This window comes from Micropruina glycogenica (assembly GCF_900289045.1).
In the GTDB taxonomy this organism is placed as follows: domain Bacteria; phylum Actinomycetota; class Actinomycetes; order Propionibacteriales; family Propionibacteriaceae; genus Micropruina; species Micropruina glycogenica.
This window is the reverse complement of record NZ_LT985188.1, coordinates 2,140,732-2,162,160: the sequence shown is the minus strand read 5'-3', so window position 1 is coordinate 2,162,160 and position 21,429 is coordinate 2,140,732. Positions and strand designations below refer to the sequence as shown.

Sequence of the window (21,429 nt, the reverse complement as noted above, 5' to 3'; positions counted from 1 at the left end):
CAGCCTTCGGACTCCGTCATCCCGGCGAACGCCGGGATCTCAAGAGCCAGGATGCGCACGACCTGAGGTCACGGATCAAGCCGGGACGACGGGGATCGGGATGTCCACGGCGCGCCGAAGACGACGTCGTTGGTCGAGCTTGTCGAGACCTGGTGCCGTGGGTGTCGACGAGCTCGACCAGCGGTGGGTGAGTGAAAGAGTGAGGGCATGCGCAGGTTGAAGCCGGCGGAACTGGCCGAGCAGGTGATGGCCGGCTCGCGTCCGCACATCGCGCGGGCGATCACCCTGGTCGAGTCGTCCAGGGCCGACCACCGCGAGCAGACCAAGACGCTGTTGCGGCTGCTGCGCCCCGCGAGCGGCCAGTCGGTGCGGGTCGGCATCACCGGCGTGCCCGGGGCGGGCAAGTCCACCTTCATCGACGCACTGGGCGTCCGGCTGATCGAGGCCGGGCATCGGGTGGCGGTGCTGGCCGTCGACCCGTCGTCGTCGCGCACCGGCGGGTCGATTCTCGGCGACCGCACCCGCATGGCGGCGCTGACCCAGTCCGAGGACGCCTACGTGCGGCCGTCGCCGTCCGGGGGGCATCTGGGCGGGGTGGCACGGGCGACCCGCGAGTCGATGATCGTGATGGAGGCCGCAGGCTTCGACGTGGTGCTGGTCGAGACCGTCGGCGTAGGGCAGTCCGAGGTGGCCGTGGCGGGCATGGTCGACACGTTTCTGCTGATCACCCTGGCCCGGGCGGGCGACCAGTTGCAGGGCATCAAGCGCGGCATTCTCGAGATGGCCGACGTGATCACCGTCAACAAGGCCGACGGCGAGCACGAGGGCGAGGCGCGAGTCACCGCCCGCGAGTTGAGCATCGCCATGAAGCTGATCACGTCCGACCCGAACGCGAGGCGCCCACCGGTGCTCACCTCGTCGTCGCTCACCGGCAAGGGTTTGGACGAGGTCTGGCAGGCCGTGCTCGACCATCGTGCGTACCTGGAACAGCACGGGGGATTGGAGCCGCGCCGGGCCCGCCAACAGATCGAGTGGCTGTGGTCGCTGGTCGAGGGCGAGGTGCTCGACGCGGTGCACAACTCGCCGCGCGTGCGCTCGCAACGGGCCGGCATCGAGGCCGAGATCGCGGCCAACGAACTGTCGGCGCTCGAGGGTGCGGACGACCTCGTGCGCGCCTTCGTCACCGACGTGCCGGTGCTCTGGCCGCCGCGCCCGCTGACCGGCCTCGACACCACCGGCTGACGCTCCGTTCTCGTCATCTCGCCGAACGCCGGGATCTGCGACGATCGGGGCCTCGACAAGCTCGACCAGCGGATCTCGACGCGCTCGATCGACAGTAAGGTGCGCTGCATGCCCAAGCCGTTCGCCGACGTGAGTGCCCGCACCCAGGTGCGTCGCCTGCGCGAACTCGCACGGACGGCACTGCCCGCCTGGGGCCTGCGCGACGCCACCCTTCGGCTGCTGTTCCACGGGTACAACACCACCTTTCGCGTCGACGCCGCCGACGGCCGGCGTTACGCCCTGCGGGTGAACACGCAACCGGGCAAGACCGCGCAGCACCTGGCCGGCGAGGTGGCCTGGTTGGCCGCGCTGAGTGCCGAGACCGCCCTGCACGTACCGACGCCGCAACGCACCCGCGACGGTGCGCTGTCGGCTGTGGTGACCAGCCCCGACCACGACTGGGCGCTGCCCGTGGTGCTGTTCTCGTGGCTGGACGGCCGCAACCTCGGCAACCGCTGGACCGCCGACCAGGCCCACGCCGTGGGCGTAGCGATGGCCACCCTGCACGACCACGCCGAGCGCTGGACGATGCCCGCCGGCGCTTCGTTCAGCGACTTCGGCAGCGTGTTGACCGACCTGCCCAACAGGCTCGGCGACCACCGCGCGCTCAGCGCCGAGCAGAGCGCACTGCTGGTCGAGGCGATGAATCGTGCCCAGCACTTTCAAGACGAGGTGTTCGCCGCCGGGCCGGTGATTCCACTGCACGCCGACCTGCACGGGGGCAACCTGAAGTGGCGTCGTGCGGTCTCGACCAGCTCCACCGACGGTGAGGTCTCGAGAAGCTCGACCGGCGGTGGGGTCTCGACCAGCGTGCTGAGCGTGTTTGACTTCGACGACGCAGGCTACGGGCCGCCTGCGCTCGACCTGGCCATCTCGGCCTACTATCTGCGCGACGACGAGGGTGCCGAGGCGGCGATGAAGGCCGGGTACGCCACCGTCCGCCCTTTACCGGCCGTCACCGACGAGCAGTTCGAGGCCATGGTGGCCGGACGCAACCTGTTGCTGGTCAACGACGTGATCGAGCAGCCCAACGCCGACACCCAGGCCATGACCCCGGCCTATGTGGCGGCGTCCGTGCGCCGGCTTCGGCACTGGCTCGATACCGGCCGGTACCGCCGCACCCTGCCTGATGGCGAGCAACCGGCCGCCTCCCTATAACAACTGCATCACACCCTGCCGATGCGCGCCCGAACCGCGCGACTGGGCGGGGCCCGGTCGCTATGGTGAGCAGCAGTCTCGGGGCCGACCTAGCGCCCCTCGGTTCATCTTGCTCAGGAGGCAGGTTCGTGAAGAAATCCCTGATGGCACCGGTCGTTCTCGGTGCGCTCGCCCTCGCCCTCGGTGGTTGTGCCACCCCGCCGGCCGCCACCACCGCTGCGCCCGCCGGCTCCGCGTCGCCCACGGCGAGCGTCACGGCGTCCGACTACAAGGCCTGCATGGTCTCCGACTCCGGGGGCTTCGACGACAAGTCGTTCAACGAGACCGCCTACGCCGGCTTGACCAAGGCGGTCGCCGAGCTGGGAGTTCAAAAGAACCAGGTGCAGTCCTCGACCGACGCCGACTACGCCAAGAACGTGCAGGCCATGGTCGACGACAAGTGCGACATCATTGTCACCGTCGGCTACAAGCTCGGCGATGCCACCCTGGCCGCAGCCAAGAAGAACCCGAAGATCAAGTTCGCCATCGTCGACTCCGACTACATCGACCCCAAGACCGGCAAGAACACCGCGCCCGCCAACCTCAAGGGCCTGATGTTCAAGACCTCCGAGCCGTCGTTCATGGCCGGCTACCTCGCCGCATCTCTGTCGAAGACCGGCAAGGTCGGCACGTTCGGCGGTGCGCCGATCCCGACCGTCACGGCGTTCATGGACGGCTACGCCCGCGGGGTCGCCTATTACAACCAGCAAAAGAGCAAGAGCGTCGCCGTGCTGGGCTGGGACACGAACAAGCAGGACGGCACCTTCATCGGTGGCCAGTCCCCGTTCGAAGATCTGCCCGGTGGCAAGAAGGTCGCGACCAACCTGACCGCGCAGGGTGCCGACATTCTGCTGCCCGTCGCGGGACCGTCCGGAGAGGGCGCACTGCAGGTCGCCAAGTCCAGCAACGGCAAGGTGGCCTCGCTGTGGGTCGACACCGACGGCTGCATCAGCCAGGCGCAGTACTGCCCGGTGATCCCGTCTTCGGTCGGCAAGGCGATGGATCTCGCCGTGTTCGAGGCGATCAAGGCCGCCAAGAATGACACCTTCACCAACGAACTGTATTTGGGCACCCTGGCCAACAACGGCGCGTACCTGGCCCCGTTCCACGACTGGGATTCCAAGGTGAGCGCCGACACCAAGGCGGAGTTGGACAAGATCAAGGCCGACATCATCGCCGGAACCATCAAAACCACCGCGTGAGTCGCTGACTTGAGAAAGGGGGGCGCCGCCCGGCCCCCCTTTCTTGCTGTCGGCACTGCCGAAGAGAGGAGCGGTGTGGAATGATCCGGCCTGTGGCGAATGAGGCGCAGCGCAGCGTCGGCCTCGACCTGAGGTCGATCACCAAGCGGTTCGGGTCTTTCGTCGCCAACGACGCCGTCGACTTGACCGTCCGCCCGGGCGAAATCCATTGCCTGCTGGGCGAGAACGGTGCCGGCAAGTCGACGCTGATGAACGTGCTGTACGGGCTGTACCAGCCCGACGGGGGCGAGATTCTGATCGACGGGGTGCCGCGCAGGTTCGCCGACCCGAAGGCGGCGATGGCCGCTGGCATCGGCATGGTGCACCAGCACTTCATGCTGGTCGAGGTGTTCAGCGTGGCCGAGAACATGATCCTCGGCCGCGAGCCCGGCCTGGTGGTCGACATGAAGGCGGCCAAGGCCACCGTGCGGCAGCTCTCGCAGCGCTACAACCTGCCGGTCGACCCGGACGCCCTGATCGAAGACCTGCCGGTCGGCGTGCAGCAGCGGGTCGAGATTCTGAAGGCGTTGGCCAACGACGCGCAGTACCTGATCTTCGACGAGCCCACCGCCGTGCTCACTCCGCAAGAGATCGACGAGCTGATGGTCGTCATGCAGAAGCTGCGCGACGAGGGCAAGGGCATCGTGTTCATCACCCACAAGTTGCGTGAGGTGCGGGCGATCGCCGACCGCATCACGGTGTTGCGCCGCGGCAAGATCGTGGGCCAGGCCGAGCCGGGCACGTCCGAGACCGAACTGGCCCAGTTGATGGTGGGCCGGGCGGTCGACCTGTCGGTGGCGAAGCAGCCGGCCGAGCCCGGCGCCGTCCGGCTGGCGGTCGACGGGCTGACGGTCACCAACTCGGCCGGCGCCGTGGTGGTCGACGACATCAGCTTCGACGTGGCCGGTGGCGAGATCCTGTGCATCGCGGGCGTGCAGGGCAACGGCCAATCCGAGCTCGCCGACGCGCTGATCGGCAACATTCCGGTGCTGTCGGGCCGCATCAGGTTGGACGACCGCGACCTGGCCGACGCCTCGCCCCGGCAGAGCATCGCCGCAGGCATGGGCTTCGTACCCGAAGACCGGCAGCACGACGGGTTCATCGGCACCTTCACCATCGCCGAGAACCTGGTGCTCAACCGGTTCGACACCGCACCGTTCGCCGGCGGCGGGTCACTCAACCTGAAAGCGATCAACGACAACGCGGTCACCCTGCGCGACGAGTTCGACATTCGCACCCCAGACGTGCAGAACCTCGGGTCGTCGCTGTCGGGCGGTAACGCGCAGAAGGTGGTGCTGGCCCGCGAGTTGAGCCGCGAACTCGCCTTGCTGGTGGCCTCGCAGCCCACCCGCGGCGTCGACGTGGGCGCGATCGAGTTTCTGCACAAGCGCATCGTCGACGAGCGTGACAAGGGCACCGCGGTGCTGCTGGTCTCGACCGAACTCGAAGAGGTCGAGGCCCTGGCCGACCGGGTGCTGGTGATGTATCGCGGCAAGATCGTGGGCATCGTGGGGCCCGACACCCCGCGCGACGTGATGGGCATGATGATGGCCGGGGTGGGCTACGACGAGGCCGTGCAGGTGGCTGCCGGCGATGCTGCCGACGCCGGGAAGGACGCATGATGAGCGAGTCCACGACGTGGGGCGACCGGGTGCGCGGCGAGGTGCGGATGCGGTGGCGCGACTGGGCGATCACCCTGGCCGCGTTCGTGTTGGCGCTGCTGGTCGGCGCGATTCTGATGATCGTCGCCGACCCCCAGGTGGCCGGCAACTTCAACTACCTGTTGACCGCGCCCGGGCTGGCGCTGGGCAGTGCGTGGACGAAGGTGTCCACCGCCTACAGCGCCCTGCTGATGGGCGCCGTCGGTTCACCGCAGGCCCTGGCGGCCACCAGCGCCGCCGCGGCCCCGCTGATCTGCGCAGGCCTCGCGGTGGGCCTCGCCTTTCGGGCCGGGCTGTTCAACATCGGCGCGCAGGGCCAGGCGATTCTAGGCTCGATGGCGGCGGCCTGGGTGGGATTCTCGCTGCCGCTGCCGCCGGTGATTCACCTGATCGTGGCCGTGCTCGCGGGCCTGGTGGCCGGCGCTATCTGGGGCGGCATCGTGGGGTGGCTGAAGGCCACCACCGGCGCCCACGAGGTGATCGTGACCATCATGATGAACTACATCGCCAGCGGCCTGCTGGCCTGGGTGCTGACCACGGCGGCGTTTCAGCGACCGGGGCGTGACGACCCGATCTCGCCCGAGGTGCCGTCGTCCGCGGCCTTTCCGCAGCTGTACGAGCAGCTGCATCTGGGCTTCTTCGTGGCCCTGCTGGCGGCCGTGGTGGTGTGGTGGGTGCTCGACCGATCGGTGATCGGCTTCTCGATTCGCGCAGTCGGAGCCAACCCCCACGCGGCCGGCACGGCCGGCATGAACGTGGGCCGTACCACCATCATCACCATGGCCATGGCCGGCGCCCTGGCCGGTCTGGCCGGCGTGCAGGCAGCCCTAGGACCGTCCGTCAACGGCGTGCCGGTGCCGCTCACCGAAGGCCTGGTGGGCACCGTCGGCTTCGACGCCATCACGGTGGCGCTACTGGGCCGGTCGAAGCCCGTGGGCATCGTGCTCGCCGGCCTGTTGTTCGGCGGCCTGAGCGCCGGCGGCCTGGCCATGCAGAGCGTGGCCCAGACGCCGCTCACGCTGACCCTGGTGCTGCAGGCGCTCGTGGTGCTGTTCGTGGCGGCGCCGCAGTTGGTGGCCACGCTGGTGCCGTTCCTCTCCGCGCGCAAGGCGCGCGCCTCGCTGACGGGAGCCGACGCGTGAGCACCGCGACGGAAGAACCGCACGTGCCGAGCCTCACCGACGCGCCCGAAGAGCTGCATTTCGAGGTGCTCGAGTCGCGCGACGCCCGCCGGGCGCGGCTGTCGTCCGGGGTGTTGATCGTGGTGGTCGGCCTGCTGCTCGGGGTTTTGTTCTTCAGCACGTCGGGCGTGGCGCGCTTCGCGCTGTCGGACGCCTTCGCCGAGGTGCAGCTGCCCACCATCGAGTTGCCGGGTGCGCCGGTGGTGGCGATCTGCGCCGTGCTGTGCCTGTTGGCCGGGGCCGGCTTCATCTCCGGACGGTTGCGCAACCGCATGCCGATGGTGGCCGGGCTGGTGGCCGGCATCGCGGTGGTGCTGGGCTTTCTCACCTGGGCGGCCGCCGGGCGTGACCTGCCGTTTCCGGTGGCCAACCAGCTCGCGGGCACGGTGTTCACGGCGACACCGCTGATCTTCGGCGCGCTGTGTGGCGTCGTCGGCGAGCGGTCGGGTGTGGTGAACGTGGCCATCGAGGGTCAATTTCTGACCGCCGCCTTCGCGGCCGCACTGACGGGTTCGATCACCAAGTCGATCTGGGCCGCGCTGATCGCGGCCGTGTTCGCCGGCGTGTTGATGGCGGCACTGCTGGCCCTGTTCGCGATCAAGTACCTGGTCGACCAGGTGGTGCTCGGCGTGGTGATCAACCTGCTGGCCTCAGGCATCACCGGCTTCTTGTTCGACCAGTTGGTGCAGCCCAACTCACGCGCACTGAACAGCGCGCCCACGATGGACCCGATCTCGATTCCCTTCCTGGCCGATCTGCCGTTCGTGGGGCCGGTGCTGTTTCAGCAGACGATCCTGGTGTACCTGGCGATCGTGGCCGTGGTGGTCGTCTGGTGGCTGCTGTACCGCACCCGCTGGGGGCTGCGCGTGCGGGCCGTCGGTGAGCACCCCAAGGCCGCCGACACCGTCGGCATCTCGGTCAAGCGGGTGCGCTGGCAGGCGGTGTTGGTGGCGGGCATCTTCTCGGGCCTGGGCGGGGCGTTCTTCACCGTGGGCTCGGTGGGCGTGTTCAGCAAAGACCTGACGGTGGGCAACGGCTTCATCGCCCTGGCCGCGGTGATCATGGGCCGCTGGCACCCGGTGCTGGCCGCCAGCATGGCGCTGTTCTTCGGCTTCGTGGTGCAGATGGCGTCGCAGTTGCAGACCCTGAACACCCCGGTGCCGAGCCAGTTCCTGCTGATGCTGCCGTATTTGGCGACGATCATCGCGGTGGCAGGGCTGATCGGACGAACGCGTGCCCCGGCGGCTGACGGCGTGGCGTATACGAAGTAGTCGCTGGTCGACGTTGTCGTTGGTCGAGCTTGTCGAGACCCTGCAGATTTCGTCATCCCGGCGAACGCCGGGATCTCGTCCCTCATGACTGCTGCCTTCGTGCGTGCAGCCTTGCCGCGGGACGTCGCGAGATCCTGACGTTCGTCAGGACGACGAACGGCTTGGACGAGCTTGTCCAGACCTGCTGATTTCGACAAGCTCATCACCTGACGAAAGGGCTTGCCATGACGATCGACTGGGACGCGTTGCGGGCGACCGCGCGGGACTACTGCTCGCGGGCCTACGCGCCGTACTCGCGGTTTTCGGTCGGCGCGGCCGCCCTCGTCGACGACGGACGGGTCGTGGCCGGCTGCAACGTCGAGAATGCCGGCTACGGGGTGACCCTGTGCGCCGAATGCGGGCTGGTCAGCGACCTGGTCGCCAGCGGTGGCGGACGGCTGGTCGCCTTCGCCTGCGTGAACGCCCTGGGCGAGCCCCTGATGCCCTGTGGGCGCTGCCGCCAACTCTTGTACGAGTTCGGCGGCACCGAGTTGTTGATCGATACTCCTGAGGGCGTCTGGCCGATGAGCCGGGTGCTTCCGCAGGCGTTCGGGCCGTCCGACATCACGCACGTGACCGGTGGATAAAGTTCGCGACGTCTTAGGCGATCAGCAGACGCACGGGGTCGGTGGCCGGACCGGTGTCGTCCAGCGTCGCCCACACGCCTGTCAGAATGCGCACCGCGGTGCGTAGCTCGTCCGGTGGGCGTCCGTAGGGCAGCCGCACGAATGACGCCAGCCCCCCCTCGGGCGCGAACACCGACCCTGGGGTGATCACCAGCCCCTCCCGCTCCGCGCCTGCGGCCAGCGCGGACGCCACGGGGCGAGGGAGCTCAACCCACAGCGACAGGCCCCCCGAGGGCAACCGGAAGCTCCACTGGGGCAGGGCCGAGCGCAGCTCTGCGGCCAGCACGTCGCGGTGGACGCGTAGCCGATCACGCTGGGCGGCGGCGTCGGCGGACGGCCCGCTCAGCAGGTGGGTGAGCACCAACTGCTCCAGCACCGGCGCGCCGAGATCGAGGGACAGCCGTGCCTCGGTCAGCTTCGGCACCAGTGCCGGCGGCACCCGAAGCCACCCCACCCTTAGCCCACCCCAGAAGGCCTTGGACGACCCGCCGATGCTGATCGTGGACGGGTAATGGGCTGCAAAAGGCAGCGGCAACGGCGCGTCGTCCAGTTGGAGCAGCGCGTGACTCTCGTCAACCACGGCGAGGGTGCGGGTGGCCGCCAGGTGGTGGGCGAGCCTGACACGTTCGTCGTCCGTCATCAGCAGCCCGGTCGGGTTCTGGTAGTCGGGAATCAGGTAGGCGACCCGCGGGTGCGCCTGGCGTAGGGCGGCGTGCATGGCGGCCAGGTCCCAGCCGTTCGGATCGACCGGAGCGGTCACCACCCGGGCTCCCGCGCGACGCAGGGCGTCCACCGCGTTGGGGTAGACCGGCGACTCGACGAGCGCCCGGTCGCCGGGACCGACGAGGGCTTGCGCGACGGCCGCCATGGCGCCGATCGCGCCCGAGGTGACCAGAATCTGCTCCGGCGCGGTGTGCGAGCCCCGTGCGGTGTAGCCCGCGGCGATGGCTTCCCTCAGCACGGGCAGTCCGAGCGGAAAGTAGCCGTGGCCGGTCAGGTAGGCCGGCAGCTGTTCGACGGCCGTGGCGTACGCGCTGGCCAGACCCGGCGCGGCCACCGCCGCGGCGCAGGTGAGGTCGACCACAGACGTCCCGTCCGGTACCGGGCTGAGGCCCCGATCACGGCCCCGCGCGGCGCCGCCGGGCACCTGGGTGAACGTGCCCGAGCCCTGCCGGGCGATCGCGTAGCCCGCCTCGCGCAGCACCGTGTAGGCGCGGGTGACGGTGGTGCGTGACAGGCCCAGGGCGGTCGCCAGTTCGCGTTCGCTGGGCAGCCGCAGCCCGAGGGGCAGCCGTCCGTCGGCAATCAGCCGGGCCAGCGAGCGGGCAAGTCCCTCGAAGGTGGGGGACGGCACCTCGCCCACCAGAGTGGCTATTCGACTGGTCGAGATCGCTCCGCTCACCAAGCCACTCTCACACGATTGGCCCTTTGCTACAAGGCCAATTCGGTGCGAGGGTTTGCGTCATGACCAGACCGTCCATCGAGATCTCGAACCTCGGCCCCATCGGCCAACTGCGCACCGGACGCCTGCCGCGCCGCATCGTGCAACTGTTCGCCGGGCTGTGGCTGTTCGGCTTCTCGATCGCCCTGATGATTCGCGGCAACCTCGGCGTCGCGCCGTGGGACGTGCTCACCACGGGCCTCGAGCATTGGCTGCCGCTGAGCTTCGGCCAGATCACCATCGTGGTGAGCTTCGTGGTGCTGCTGTTCTGGATTCCGGTGGGGGAGCGGCCCGGCATCGGCACGCTGGCCAACGCCATCGCGATCGGTTTGGCCGTCGACGTCTCTCTGGCCTGGCTGCCGGTGGTGGACGGCTGGCCGGCCCGGGTCGCGCTGATGCTCGGCGGCGTGGTGCTGAACGGGCTCGCGGGTGCGGTCTACATCGGCGCCCAGTTGGGTCGCGGCCCGCGGGACGGGCTGATGACCGGGCTTGCGCGGCGCACGGGCCGCAGCCTGCGCCTGGTGCGCTCGTTGATCGAGCTCACGGTGCTGGCGCTCGGCTTGGTGCTGGGCGGCACGGCGGGCGTGGGCACGGTGGTCTTCGCCCTGGGCATCGGGCCGCTGACCCAGTTCTTCCTGCCCTGGGTGGCGGTGCGCGCCGAGGCTCCGGCAGCCGCGCGGCAGCTCACCCCTTGTGCGCAGAGCGACTGACAATCAGCGGGTTGCGCGACGTAGTAACCGTCCCCAACTCGCGTCACGACCAGGGGCACCTGGCGAGCGTCGCAACGGCGGCGACTGTCGCTGGTCGAGACCGATCGTGGCTCGGGGTTTCGACAAGCTCAACCAGCGGTAGGGCGCCCGATGATCGCTACTTGTGGGTGAAGGACGGCAGCATGCCGTTCCACACCAGCGTGTAGCCGAAGCCGTGGGCGACGATGTAGCTCAGGCCGAGCAGCACGGCCAGCAGCACCACCGCGAACAGCGCACCGGCGACGAGCTTGCCCGCCGGGTTGGCCGCCCGATCGGGCAGGTCGCCGTGGGCCCAGGCGATCGACTTCACACCGAGGGCGAACAGAATCGGCAGGCCAGACCCGAGCAGCAGGCCGGCCAGCAGCACCTGCCAGAAGCCGTTAAGAGCCGAAAGCCACATCAGACCGCCACCTCGTTCTTCTGGGCCTTGTCCTTCTTGGTCTTGGCGTCTTCCCACTCGTCGTTGACGTTGTGGTGTCCGATCGGCTCTTTGCGCGAGTGCAGCCACATGTACACCCCGGCCCCGAGCAGCAGCAGCACCACGACCGCCGCGCCCCAACCGGTGCCCATCGAGTTGCCGATGAAGAACATCAGCGCGCCGACCGCCGCGGCCGACGGCAGGGTGCTCAACCAGCCGGACGCCATCCGTCCGGCCACTGCCCAGCGCACCTGCGCCCCGGGGCGTCCAACGCCGGAGCCGAGAATCGAGCCGGTCGCGACGTGGGTGGTCGACAGTGCGAAGCCGAGTTGGCTGGACGCCAGGATCACCGCGGCCGAGCTCATGTCGGCGCTCATGCCCTGCGGGGGTTCGATCTCGACCAGACCCTTGCCCATGGTGCGAATGATGCGCCAGCCGCCGAGATAGGTGCCCAGCGCGATGGTGACGGCGCAGGCGAGTTTCACCCACAGCGGCACCGAGTGGGTGTCGCTCCATTCACCGGACGCGATCAGGGCCAGCGTGATGACGCCCATGGTCTTCTGGGCGTCGTTGGTGCCGTGCGAGATCGACATCAGTGATGCGGCGCCGACCTGACCCCAGCGAAAGCCGCTGCGGCGGTAGCGCTCCGACAGCGAGGCTGCCACCTTGAACACGAAATGGGTGCCCACCATCGCCACGATCATCGCGATCGCCGGCGACATGAACCCGGGAATGATCACCTTGCCGACCACGCCGTCGAGCTTGGTGCCGTCGCCGACCCACTTGACGCCACCCCAGCCCAGGCCGGCCATCGTGGCGCCGATCAGGCCCCCGAACAACGCGTGCGATGAGCTGGACGGCAGCCCCCACAGCCAGGTGGCGAGGTTCCAGATGATCGCGCCGGCCAAGCCCGCGAGCAGAATCAGCAGCAGTTTGTCGCCGCCGTCGGCGAGTAACTCGGCCCGCGGTGTTCCGTCGGGGTTCTGCAGGTTGATCACGGCGTTGGTGACGGTCAGCGCCACCTCGACCGACAACAGGGCGCCCACCAGGTTGAGCGAGGCGCACAGCACGACCGCGGTTTTGGGCGTCAGCGCCTTCGTGGCGATCGATGCGGCCATGGCGTTGGCCGTGTCGTGAAAACCGTTCGTGAAGTCGAAGGCCAGAGCCGTTACGACAACGAGCGCCAAGAGGATCAGCTCGGGGGACACACAATCATCGTAGGGTCAATCACGACCCCGCGATACTTGAACTTGAGGGTTGCACGTCACCGCTAGTCAGCTCGTTGTTAACCGTCTCGTAACCACACCCGGGGCATCGGTACGGGCCGCTGCCAGAGCGCCAATAGTATGAGAACCATGAGTTCACCCATCCTGACCGCCGTGGCCTGGCCCTACGCCAACGGCCCGCGGCACATCGGCCACGTTTCCGGCTTCGGCGTTCCTTCGGACGTCTTCTCGCGCTACATGCGCATGGCCGGCAACGACGTGCTGATGGTGTCGGGCACCGACGAGCACGGCACCGCCATTCAGGTGCAGGCCGAGAAAGAGGGACTCACGCCGCAGCAGACCGCCGACAAGTACCACCGGGTGATCGCCGAAGACCTGCAGGGACTCGGCTGCTGCTACGACCTGTACACCCGCACCACCACGATCAACCATCGCGAGACCGTCCAAGAGCTGTTCAGGGCCCTGCATGCCAACGGGTACGTGGCGGTGCAGCGCGAGATGGGGGCGATCAGCCCGTCCACCGGACGCACCCTGCCCGACCGCTACATCGAGGGCACCTGCCCGCATTGCGGCTTCGACGGGGCACGCGGCGATCAGTGCGACAACTGCGGACGCCAGCTCGACCCGATCGACCTGATCGACCCGCGGTCGAAGATCAACGGTGAGACCCCGCAGTTCATCGAGACCGAGCACTTCTTTCTCGACCTGCCGGCGCTGGCCGGTGCTTTGGGCGAGTGGCTGCAGACCCGCACCGACTGGCGTCCCAACGTGCTGAAGTTCAGCGAGAACCTGCTGGCCGAACTGCGTCCACGCGCGATCACCCGCGATCTCGACTGGGGCGTGCCGATTCCGTTGGACGAGTGGCGCGACGCCCCCATGAAGCGCATCTACGTGTGGTTCGACGCGGTGATCGGGTACCTGTCGGCGTCCATCGAGTGGGCGAAGCGGTCGGGCGACCCCGACGCCTGGAAGCGCTGGTGGAGCAATGACGAGGCCCGCTCGTACTACTTCATGGGCAAAGACAACATCACCTTTCACTCGGTGATCTGGCCGGGCATTCTGCTGGGCGCCAACGGCCAGGGTGACAAGGGCGGCGAGCCCTCAGCGTTCGGGGTGCTCGACCTGCCCACCGAGATCGTCAGCTCAGAGTTCCTCACCATGTCGGGTTCGAAACTGGCGTCGTCGCGTGGGCACGTGATCTACGTGCGCGACTTCTTGCGCGACTTCGGCCCGGACGCCCTGCGCTACTTCATCGCGGTCAACGGCCCCGAGAACCAGGACACCGACTTCACCTGGGAAGAGTTCGTCAGGCGGATCAACTTCGAGCTCGCCAACGAGTGGGGCAACCTGGTCAACCGCTCGATCTCGATGGCGCACAAGAACGTGGGGTCGATTCCGGCGGCCGGCGAGCTGACGGAGGCCGATCGCGACCTGTTGCAGGCGGCGAGCGACGCCTACGCGGTGGTGGGCGACGCCTGGTCGCGGTGCAAGTTCAAGCAGGCCACCACCGAGGCGATGCGGGTGGTCGGGCTGGCCAACAAGTACATCTCTGACCAGGAACCCTGGAAGCTGAAGGACGACCCGGCCCGCCGCGACACGGTGCTGCACGTGGCCCTGCAGGTGGTGCAGGACTGCAACACCCTGCTCACCCCGCTGCTGCCGCACGCCGCCCAGAAGGTGTTCGAGGCGCTCGGCGGCGAGGGTGTGTGGGCGGCCCAGCCCGAGCTGGTCGAGGTGACCGAGCCTGGGGCGGACGCCCCCTACCCGGTGCTGCGCGGCGACTACGTCAACCAGCAAGCCGTGTGGCGCTCGACGCCGATCGCGGTGGGCACGCCGCTGAACAAGCCGTCCCCGATCTTCACCAAGCTCGACCCCAAGCTGGCCGAGACCGGCCCGGAATGGGCCCCGATCGGCTGAATCGGCGCCGGTGGAGTTCGTCGGGTCCTGGCCTTCGTGACAGTCGACGGGTTCGGCATTGCCACCAAGGTGAGGATCTCACACCGGCGGATATGATCGTCTGAACAATGGGTTGATTTCGCCACCGACTACGGTGGCGAAATCAACCGGTTGTGCGCAGGCTGAAGAACCGTGCCCTTGAAACCGGGCTACGCCGCGGCACCATCGCCCTCAGTGCGGGTGTGTTTCGGGCGGACCCCACTGGGTGGCCGAGTCGGGCTGCCGGCGGGTGCTGGCCCGGTCGGTGTCGCGGCTTGACCCGGTGGTCGAAAGGTGATCGGAGGCCGCGGAGCCGGTCACCCCGTCGGCGGCGACCCCGGCGGGCCAGGTTCGCGGCGTGCTGGAGGGGTCGGCCACAGCGATCGGCATGGCCGGCACCAGCCGCACCCGCGCGGCTTCATCGACCGGCTCGCTGGCCAGCGCCGAGCCGATCAACCAGCAGGCCAGGGCGAATGCCGCGGCCGCGCAGCTGAACGCCCACGAGTCCAGCAGCGGATAGTCGCCGTACTCGTCCAATGGGCCGATCCGCAGCAGGGAGCCCGCCCGCGAGACCAGAGCCGCCAACGGCCAGATCAGCACCGAGAGCCGGCCGACACCATGGCCCGGCCAAAGCCCGGCGCGTCGGCACTCGAGCAGCGCCAGCCACAGGGTCAGGGCGAGCTGGAGGTTGGTGATCGACCACATCCAGGTGAAGACAGTGTTGCCGGCCAGCGTCAGCAGGGTGACCGGGAGGGCCAGCATCAGCCGGGGGGATCGCGCGGCACCGGCCCGGGCGAACAAGCCGAACATCAGCACGCTGGTGAGCAGGGTCGCCATGCCGGCCACGACCTGGAACAACAGGTAGCGCTCGGCCAGCCACGGGTTCGAGCAGAGCTGGTAGACGTACGTCGCCACTGCGAGTAGCCAGGCGATGCCCGCCCATTTGCCGAGTCGTCCGGCAGCCCGGGTGGCCGGGGTTGGCCGGGGTACCGTGTGCAGCCGGGTCCGGACGAGCGCACGGGCGACCAGGGCGGCGTCGCCGAACTCGCGCAGTGCCAGTTCGTGAGCGGCCGACGGTTCGGTGCCGGACGCCACCTGTCGCTCGACCGCCTCGCGCAGGTGGTCCTCCGCCTCAGCCACCAGGTCGTTGCGATCGGCCTGATTCCGCAACGACAGCCACAGGGCGTCCAGATAGGCGTCGATCGGGTCGGGGGCGTCGAAGACCGGTCGGCTCACTCGGGCCTTGTGGGTGCGGCGGATCATGGCGTCCTCCCAACGCTGGGCTGCGCGGTGGGGCCGCCGAGCACGGCGTCGATGGCGGAGCGGAAATCCGTCCAGCCCCGCCGACGTTCGGCCAGCGCTTGGGTGCCGAGGTGCGTGAGCCGGTACGACTTGCGCCGGCGTCCGTTCACCTCGGCCCAGGACGCCTCGAGCAGCCGTTCGCGCTCCAGCCGGTGCAGCACGGGGTACAGCGTGCCCTCGGGCACCTCGAGCGCGTCGTCCGTTCGGCGCTTCAGTTCATCGATGATCGCGTACCCGTGCAGCGGGTTGTCGGCCAGCACCTGCAGAACCAGCAGATCAAGATGTCCCCGTAACACGTCACCCTTCATGCCTAGACACGCTAGGCATTGGCTGTCTAGGTGTCAACCGTGTCGCTCGCCCCGGTGCCCAGCATCGCCTCGGCTTCGGCGTACCCAACCGGCTCGAACCCGGCCGCCAACGCCTTGCGCTTCAGTGCGCCCTGCGCCCGCCAGAGGGCGAGCCCCCGCCGCACCAGCACCCACGGCGGTTTGCGCTTCTGCTTCAAGTCGCGACGGAACCGGTACCAGGCCACCAGTGCCCCGGGACGGTCGATGAAGATGCCCGTGACGTCGAGCCCGGCTTCGCGGGCCAAGGGCAGCGCCTCGATCGCGAAGATGCCCTCGGCGAGCACGAGGTCGGCGTCGTCGGGAATGGTCAGTTCCTTGTCGCCCACCTTGCACGACTCGGGAATCGAGTAGTCGGGGGTGTCGGTGCGTCCGGTGGCGAGCAGCTCGGCCAGCGCCGCGACGGCGGCCTCGCCGTTCCAGGTGGCGGGGTGGTCCCAGTCGGGAATGCCCAGGGTCTGCGGCAGCCCCGGGTGGTCGTGGTCGTGGTAGAAGTCGTCGAGCCGCACCTGCGGCAGCCCGGACGCCAGCACCACCCTCGACTTGCCGCTGCCGGACGGGCCGGCCACGAGCACCAGGCGTCGCTGCATGGGCGGCAGTCTATGGTGCGCGGTCGAGGTGGGGTGATGAGATCCCGGCGTGCGCCGGGACGACGGGGACCCGCGAATCAGCCGCGCGGCACCCGGGCGGCGACGATGGCCGTGGTGGCCGACGGGTCGATCCGATGGTCGACGGACTCGGCCACCCGCAGCGACTCGGCCTGCGGCATCACCTGCGCCAGCCGCACGGCCGCGGCCTGCAGGTCGGGAAACGTCTGCACGCCGCACAGAATGGTCACCGGCGACTGGATGCCGGTCATGGCATCGGTGGGGGTCGACACGTGCCGGGTCAGCGTGGCGTCGTAGACCACCGACTGGGCCAGCTTCACCAACGAAGGAAAAAACGGCGCCTGCTTGATCTGTTCGATCACCGGTTCGGGCAGGCCGATCGCCTCGCGCTGAAAGGTGACGACGGCGTCGTCCGGCTTGCCGTCGTCGACCAACTGCTGCAGCCGCTGCTCGAAGCCCTCGGGGGCGTCGTCGCCGAAGTTGAACGGCGGTTCGGACAGGAACAGGTGCCCCACCCGCACCCCCAGCGAGCCGGCGTAGAGCGCCAGCACGGCGCCCGACGAGTGACCGAGCACCGCCGCCACCCCTCCCACCGCGTCGATCACGGCCGCCAGGTCTTCGGCCTCGCGCTGCGGCGCGTACGGCCTGGTGTCACCGCTGTCGACCCGCGCCCGCCGGTCGTAGCTGACGGCGCGGTACCCGGCCCCCGCCAGGGCGGACGCGAGGTCGCCGGCGTCGCCGGCCGTCGACATGGCGCCGTTGACGATCACCACGGCCGGGCCCTCGCCCTGCTCGTGGTAGGCGATCGTGGTGCCGTCTGCCGACGAGGTGGTCTGTGCGGTCATACGCCCATCGAACCAGGGGCGCCGCGGGGCACGCAACGAGCGGTTCACAACGCCAAGGCCCGGGCCAGATCTGACCGCAACCGCGCCAGCAGCGCGGCCGCCTCGGCCCGCGCCACCGGCAGGTCGCGCGACCGCTCGGCGCCGAGCCTGACCTGCAGGTAGCACTTCAGCTTCGGCTCGGTGCCCGACGGACGCACCACGGCCCGCACCCGGGCGCCGGTAAACAGCAGGCCGTCGGTGGGCGGCAGGTCGGGGCTGCCGAGGGCCAGGTCGACCAGTTGGACGGCCTCGCCGCCCAGTTCGGTGGGCGGCTGCGCACGCAACCCGTCCATCGCATCGGCGATCAGTGAGACGTCGGCCACCCGGTAGTTCAGCGGTTCGGTGACGCACACGCCGTGGTCGCGGGCCAGGTCGTCGAGCCGGTCGGCGAGGGTGCGGCCGTCGGCCTTGAGCGCGGCGGTCAGGGCCAGCACCCGCAGCAGCGCCGTGATGCCGTCTTTGTCGGCGACGGCGGCCGGGTCGGTGCAGTAGCCGAGCGCCTCTTCATAGCCGAAGGCCAGCCCGGGAACCCGCGCGATCCACTTGAAGCCGGTCAGGGTCTGGGCAAACGGCTGGCCGTGTGCGGCCGCCAGGTCGCCCAACAGGGTGGACGACACGACCGAGCATGCGTACGTGCCGGCCACCCCGGCCTCCAGGGAGGCAGAGCCCAGCAGCCAGCCCAGTTCGTCGCCGCTCAGCATGCGCCACGAGCCGTCCACCGGGCAGGCCACCGCACAGCGGTCGGCGTCGGGGTCGTTGGCCACGGCGAGGTCGGCGCCCACCTCGATCGCGCGGGCCAGCGCGAGGTCGATGGCGCCCGGCTCTTCGGGGTTGGGAAATGCCACGGTCGGAAACGCCGGGTCGGGGGCCGCCTGGGCGTGCACCAGGTGGGGTGCCGGAAAGCCCGCGGCGGCGGCGGCCTGGGTGACCGCCTCGGTGCCCACGCCGTGCAGCGCGGTGTGCACCCAGGTCACGTCGCGCGCCGGCGAGTCGGCCACCAGTTGGACGGCGCGGGCCAGGTAGGCCTCGACCAGTTCGTCGCCGAGCGACTCGTAGTCGGTGCGGCGAACGATCTCGGCCACGCTGCCCTGCGACGCGAGGGCGATCTGCGCGGCGATGTCGGCGTCGGCGGGTGGCACGATCTGCGAGCCGTCGCCCAGGTAGACCTTGTAGCCGTTGTCTTGGGGCGGGTTGTGCGATGCGGTGACGATCACGCCCGCGACGCAGCCGTAGTGGCGAATGCCGAACGCCACCACCGGGGTGGGTTGGTGCTGGTGGCACAGCAGCGGCTTCAGACCCGCCCCGGCCAGAATCTCGGCGGTGTCGGCGGCGAACACGTCGGAGTTGTACCGGGCGTCGTACCCGATGATCACGCGGCCACCGGCCAAGCCCTGGTCGACCAGATACCCGGCGAGCCCAGCTGCGGCGCGGGCCACGACCACGCGGTTCATGCGGCCCGGGCCTGGGCCGAGCGCGCCCCGCAGCCCGGCGGTGCCGAAGGTGAGCGGCCCGGCGAACGCGTCGGTGATTTCGGCCAGGGCGGACGGGTCGCCGTCGCGGGCCCGATCACGCAAATGGGTCAGCGCGAGCTGGGTGGCCGGGTCGGGGTCGTCCGTCAGCCAGGCGGTGATCGCGGCTTCGCGGGCGTCGTCGAGGGCCGGGGTCGTCACAGTCGCTCCAGCAGGCCGCCGAGCAGAGCGCTCAGCCGCGATTGGGCGGCGAGCCCGGCCTCGACCACCTCGGCGTGCGACAGCGGTTGCGCGGCGATGCCCGCCGCCGCGTTGGTGACCAACGAGATGCCCAGCACCTCGAGCCCGGCCTCGCGGGCGGCGATCGCTTCGAGCGCGGTCGACATGCCCACCAGGGTGCCGCCGATCGCCCGGGCCATGCGCACCTCGGCCGGAGTTTCGTAGGCGGGGCCGTGAAACTGGCAATAGATGCCTTCTTCGAGTGTCGGGTCGACGGTCTTGGCCATGTCGCGCAGGGCGGGGCTGTACACATCGGTCAGGTCGACGAAACGAGGCCCGACCAGGGGAGTGGCGCCGGTCAGGTTGATGTGGTCGGCCAGCAGCACGGGGGCACCGGCCGGGTGGCTGATGCCGCCGCAACCGTTGGTGAGCACCAGCCGCCGAGCACCGGCCGCAGCGGCGGTGCGAACGCCGTGCACCACGGGGGCCACCCCGCGGCCTTCATACAGGTGGGTGCGTCCGGTGAACACCGCGGCCACCGAGCCGGCGGGGGTGCGCACCAGCCGCAGGTCGCCGCCGTGGCCGGCGACCACGGGGGCGCTGAAGCCGGGCAGCTCGGCGAGCGGACACTCGTCCAGGTGCTCGCCCAACCCTTCGGCCGCCTGCGCCCAACCCGAACCCAGCACCAGGGCCAGGTCGATGGCGTCGACGCCGAAACGGGTGCGCAGGGCGTCGGCGGCCTGCTCAGCCAGAACGTAGGGATCGCTCACAGCAGTGACGATATCGGCTGCGGTTCAGCGCCGCGCAGATCGCAGCGGTCGACCCGTGAGCAACGTGACTGCCTTTGTGACACGTCACTGCCTGCACGCGGGCAGTTGCGTGTCACAAAGGCAGCTACGTGGCGGCGATGTCGTCGTGACCGATGTCTTCGTCGTCGTCATCGACCGGACGCAGCCCGAACGTGCGACCCTCTCGCCGCCGGGGCAGCTGGCCGACCAGGTACAGCAGGGCGAACCCGAGGCTCAGCCACATCAGCGCCTGGCCGAGCGGCAACAGCGCGTCGAGGCCCGTGAACAGGCCCACCGCCATGGCCAGCACGCCCGCCACGGTGACGGCCGCCGCGACCACGAGCACCACCCGGGTGGCGGTGGTCAACTGCGGCAGCCGGCCCAGCACGTGCATCACGCCGAGGGCGAGCGCCCCCGACAGCGGCACCGAGTACAACTGCAGCAGCCGCCGCTGCAGCAGGGTGTGTTCGGGTAGCCCGAACGCGATCATCAGCACTGAGACCAGCACCAGCAGCCCGACGAGCACGCCGAGAGTGAGACTGGAACGGTCGCGGGGCACTCGCCGAGCCTACTGGTGGCGCTGGTCGGGTGGGCGCACGGGCCGGGCTGTCACCATGGTGTGATGAGCCCGGGCGTGCGGCGGAGGGTGATGTCGAGGTTCGGCACCGCTCTCGGTTGCCTGCTGCTGGTCGGTTGCCTGCTGCTGGTCGGTTGCGTCTCAGCGCTCGCCGTCCCGGTGCCGTCCGGGCCGGCGACCAGCGCGCCGCCGGCGTCGGAACCACCGACCGACGGTGCCACCCCCCGAGTCGTACGACCGCCCACCGAGGGACGCTTCGACTATCAGTTGGGCGGCGCCTACCCGTTGCCGGCGGGGGTGACGGTGGTGGTGCGCGATCGGCAGGACGCACCCGCCGCGAACGCCTACAGCATCTGCTACGTGAACGGGTTTCAGGCCCAGCCCGACGCCCGGACGTTCTGGCTGACGCGACACCCCGGCCTGGTGCTCACCGATCACACCGGCGAGCCGGTGGTCGACGCCGACTGGAACGAGCTGGTTCTCGACACCCGAACGGCGAAGCGCCGCGAGGCCATCGCTGCGATCGTCGGCGAATGGATCGCCGGGTGCGCCCAGAACGGCTTTCAGGCGGTCGAGATCGACAACCTCGACAGCTACGCGCGCTCGCACGGGGCGATCAGCCAGGCCGACAACGTGGCGATGATGGGCCTGTTCGCCGACGTGGCTCACGCGCACGGTCTGGCCATCGCCCAGAAGAACGCCGCCGAGTTGCTGGGCCGCAGGGCTGCGCTGAAGACCGACTTCGCCATCGCCGAGCAGTGCAACGAGTACGCCGAGTGCGACGCCTACGTGGGTGTCTATGGCGGCCGGGTGTTCGTGATCGAGTATCGCGACGACGCCTTCGCGAAGGGCTGCCGCGCGTTCCCTCAGTTGATGATCGTGCGCCGTGATCTCGACCTGCTGCCGGCCGGCGCGAAGGGCCACCTCTACCGGCACTGCTGACGCGACCGTAACGCGCGGGTGCCAGAATGC

20 protein-coding genes are annotated in these 21,429 nt (G+C 69.5%); 10 read left to right on the top strand and 10 right to left on the bottom strand.

From position 1 onward, the window contains the following. Positions 1 to 207 precede the first annotated feature (207 nt). The 7 genes from meaB (at position 208) to MPLG2_RS10230 (ending at position 8,458) form a co-directional block, all read left to right on the top strand. Positions 208 to 1,242, top strand: coding sequence for a methylmalonyl Co-A mutase-associated GTPase MeaB (meaB, locus tag MPLG2_RS10260; protein ID WP_105186036.1), 1,035 nt, complete (start codon positions 208 to 210; stop codon positions 1,240 to 1,242). Between the two features lie 108 nt (positions 1,243 to 1,350). Continuing rightward, complete coding sequence (locus MPLG2_RS10255; RefSeq protein WP_105186035.1) at positions 1,351 to 2,439, top strand: phosphotransferase enzyme family protein; 1,089 nt, start codon at positions 1,351 to 1,353, stop codon at positions 2,437 to 2,439. A 143-nt stretch (positions 2,440 to 2,582) separates the two neighbouring features. Further along, complete coding sequence (locus MPLG2_RS10250; RefSeq protein WP_105186034.1) at positions 2,583 to 3,680, top strand: BMP family lipoprotein; 1,098 nt, start codon at positions 2,583 to 2,585, stop codon at positions 3,678 to 3,680. Positions 3,681 to 3,760: 80 nt separating this feature from the next. Continuing rightward, positions 3,761 to 5,341, top strand: a complete 1,581-nt coding sequence (locus MPLG2_RS10245; protein WP_105186033.1) for an ABC transporter ATP-binding protein — start codon at positions 3,761 to 3,763, stop codon at positions 5,339 to 5,341. Continuing rightward, positions 5,341 to 6,522 (top strand): ABC transporter permease, encoded by a 1,182-nt coding sequence (locus tag MPLG2_RS10240; RefSeq protein WP_408632038.1) that lies wholly within the window; start codon positions 5,341 to 5,343, stop codon positions 6,520 to 6,522. Before MPLG2_RS10245 ends, MPLG2_RS10240 begins: the two co-directional genes overlap by 1 nt. Further along, positions 6,519 to 7,832, top strand: a complete 1,314-nt coding sequence (locus MPLG2_RS10235; protein WP_105186031.1) for an ABC transporter permease — start codon at positions 6,519 to 6,521, stop codon at positions 7,830 to 7,832. Before MPLG2_RS10240 ends, MPLG2_RS10235 begins: the two co-directional genes overlap by 4 nt. 224 nt (positions 7,833 to 8,056) lie before the next feature. Beyond that, positions 8,057 to 8,458 carry a cytidine deaminase gene (locus tag MPLG2_RS10230; protein WP_105186030.1) on the top strand — a complete coding sequence of 134 codons (402 nt, stop codon included), beginning with the start codon at positions 8,057 to 8,059 and terminating at the stop codon, positions 8,456 to 8,458. A gap of 13 nt (positions 8,459 to 8,471) precedes the next feature. On the opposite strand, the gene yczR is transcribed toward MPLG2_RS10230, so the two are convergent. Next, positions 8,472 to 9,899 (bottom strand): MocR-like transcription factor YczR, encoded by a 1,428-nt coding sequence (gene yczR, locus MPLG2_RS10225; protein WP_105187608.1) that lies wholly within the window; start codon positions 9,897 to 9,899, stop codon positions 8,472 to 8,474. 62 nt (positions 9,900 to 9,961) lie between these two features. Here yczR and yczE point away from each other — a divergent pair, with 62 nt between their 5' ends. Next, on the top strand, positions 9,962 to 10,648 hold the full coding sequence (yczE, locus tag MPLG2_RS10220; RefSeq protein ID WP_105186029.1) for a membrane protein YczE: 687 nt from the start codon (positions 9,962 to 9,964) through the stop codon (positions 10,646 to 10,648). Between the two features lie 157 nt (positions 10,649 to 10,805). Here yczE and MPLG2_RS10215 read toward each other — a convergent pair whose 3' ends face one another. Together MPLG2_RS10215 and MPLG2_RS10210 are read right to left on the bottom strand one after the other, a co-directional pair. Beyond that, on the bottom strand, positions 10,806 to 11,087 hold the full coding sequence (locus MPLG2_RS10215) for a hypothetical protein (protein ID WP_105186028.1): 282 nt from the start codon (positions 11,085 to 11,087) through the stop codon (positions 10,806 to 10,808). Continuing rightward, positions 11,087 to 12,313: an inorganic phosphate transporter gene (locus MPLG2_RS10210; protein ID WP_105186027.1), complete on the bottom strand. Its 1,227-nt coding sequence runs from the start codon at positions 12,311 to 12,313 to the stop codon at positions 11,087 to 11,089. The genes MPLG2_RS10215 and MPLG2_RS10210 overlap by 1 nt, the downstream gene beginning before the upstream one ends. A 147-nt stretch (positions 12,314 to 12,460) precedes the next feature. On the opposite strand from MPLG2_RS10210, the gene metG reads away from it, so the two are divergent. Further along, positions 12,461 to 14,248: a methionine--tRNA ligase gene (gene metG, locus MPLG2_RS10205; RefSeq protein ID WP_105186026.1), complete on the top strand. Its 1,788-nt coding sequence runs from the start codon at positions 12,461 to 12,463 to the stop codon at positions 14,246 to 14,248. A 210-nt stretch (positions 14,249 to 14,458) separates the two neighbouring features. Here metG and MPLG2_RS18465 read toward each other — a convergent pair whose 3' ends face one another. From MPLG2_RS18465 to MPLG2_RS10170, 7 genes are all read right to left on the bottom strand, one after another. Continuing rightward, positions 14,459 to 15,529: a permease prefix domain 1-containing protein gene (locus MPLG2_RS18465; RefSeq protein ID WP_158681042.1), complete on the bottom strand. Its 1,071-nt coding sequence runs from the start codon at positions 15,527 to 15,529 to the stop codon at positions 14,459 to 14,461. Next, complete coding sequence (locus MPLG2_RS10195; RefSeq protein ID WP_105186025.1) at positions 15,526 to 15,876, bottom strand: PadR family transcriptional regulator; 351 nt, start codon at positions 15,874 to 15,876, stop codon at positions 15,526 to 15,528. The genes MPLG2_RS18465 and MPLG2_RS10195 overlap by 4 nt, the downstream gene beginning before the upstream one ends. A gap of 26 nt (positions 15,877 to 15,902) precedes the next feature. Beyond that, entirely contained in the window at positions 15,903 to 16,502 is a 600-nt protein-coding gene (locus MPLG2_RS10190) for a uridine kinase (protein WP_105186024.1), read from the bottom strand. Between the two features lie 77 nt (positions 16,503 to 16,579). Beyond that, positions 16,580 to 17,365 (bottom strand): alpha/beta fold hydrolase, encoded by a 786-nt coding sequence (locus MPLG2_RS10185; protein WP_105186023.1) that lies wholly within the window; start codon positions 17,363 to 17,365, stop codon positions 16,580 to 16,582. A gap of 44 nt (positions 17,366 to 17,409) precedes the next feature. After that, positions 17,410 to 19,074 carry a phospho-sugar mutase gene (locus MPLG2_RS10180; protein WP_105186022.1) on the bottom strand — a complete coding sequence of 555 codons (1,665 nt, stop codon included), beginning with the start codon at positions 19,072 to 19,074 and terminating at the stop codon, positions 17,410 to 17,412. Continuing rightward, positions 19,071 to 19,862 (bottom strand): purine-nucleoside phosphorylase, encoded by a 792-nt coding sequence (locus MPLG2_RS10175; protein WP_231935622.1) that lies wholly within the window; start codon positions 19,860 to 19,862, stop codon positions 19,071 to 19,073. The genes MPLG2_RS10180 and MPLG2_RS10175 overlap by 4 nt, the downstream gene beginning before the upstream one ends. 124 nt (positions 19,863 to 19,986) lie before the next feature. Continuing rightward, positions 19,987 to 20,439 (bottom strand): hypothetical protein, encoded by a 453-nt coding sequence (locus tag MPLG2_RS10170; RefSeq protein WP_158681040.1) that lies wholly within the window; start codon positions 20,437 to 20,439, stop codon positions 19,987 to 19,989. A gap of 63 nt (positions 20,440 to 20,502) precedes the next feature. Here MPLG2_RS10170 and MPLG2_RS10165 point away from each other — a divergent pair, with 63 nt between their 5' ends. Next, a complete protein-coding gene (locus MPLG2_RS10165) occupies positions 20,503 to 21,399 on the top strand; it encodes an endo alpha-1,4 polygalactosaminidase (protein WP_197709906.1) in 897 nt (298 codons plus the stop codon). Positions 21,400 to 21,429: the final 30 nt, after the last annotated feature.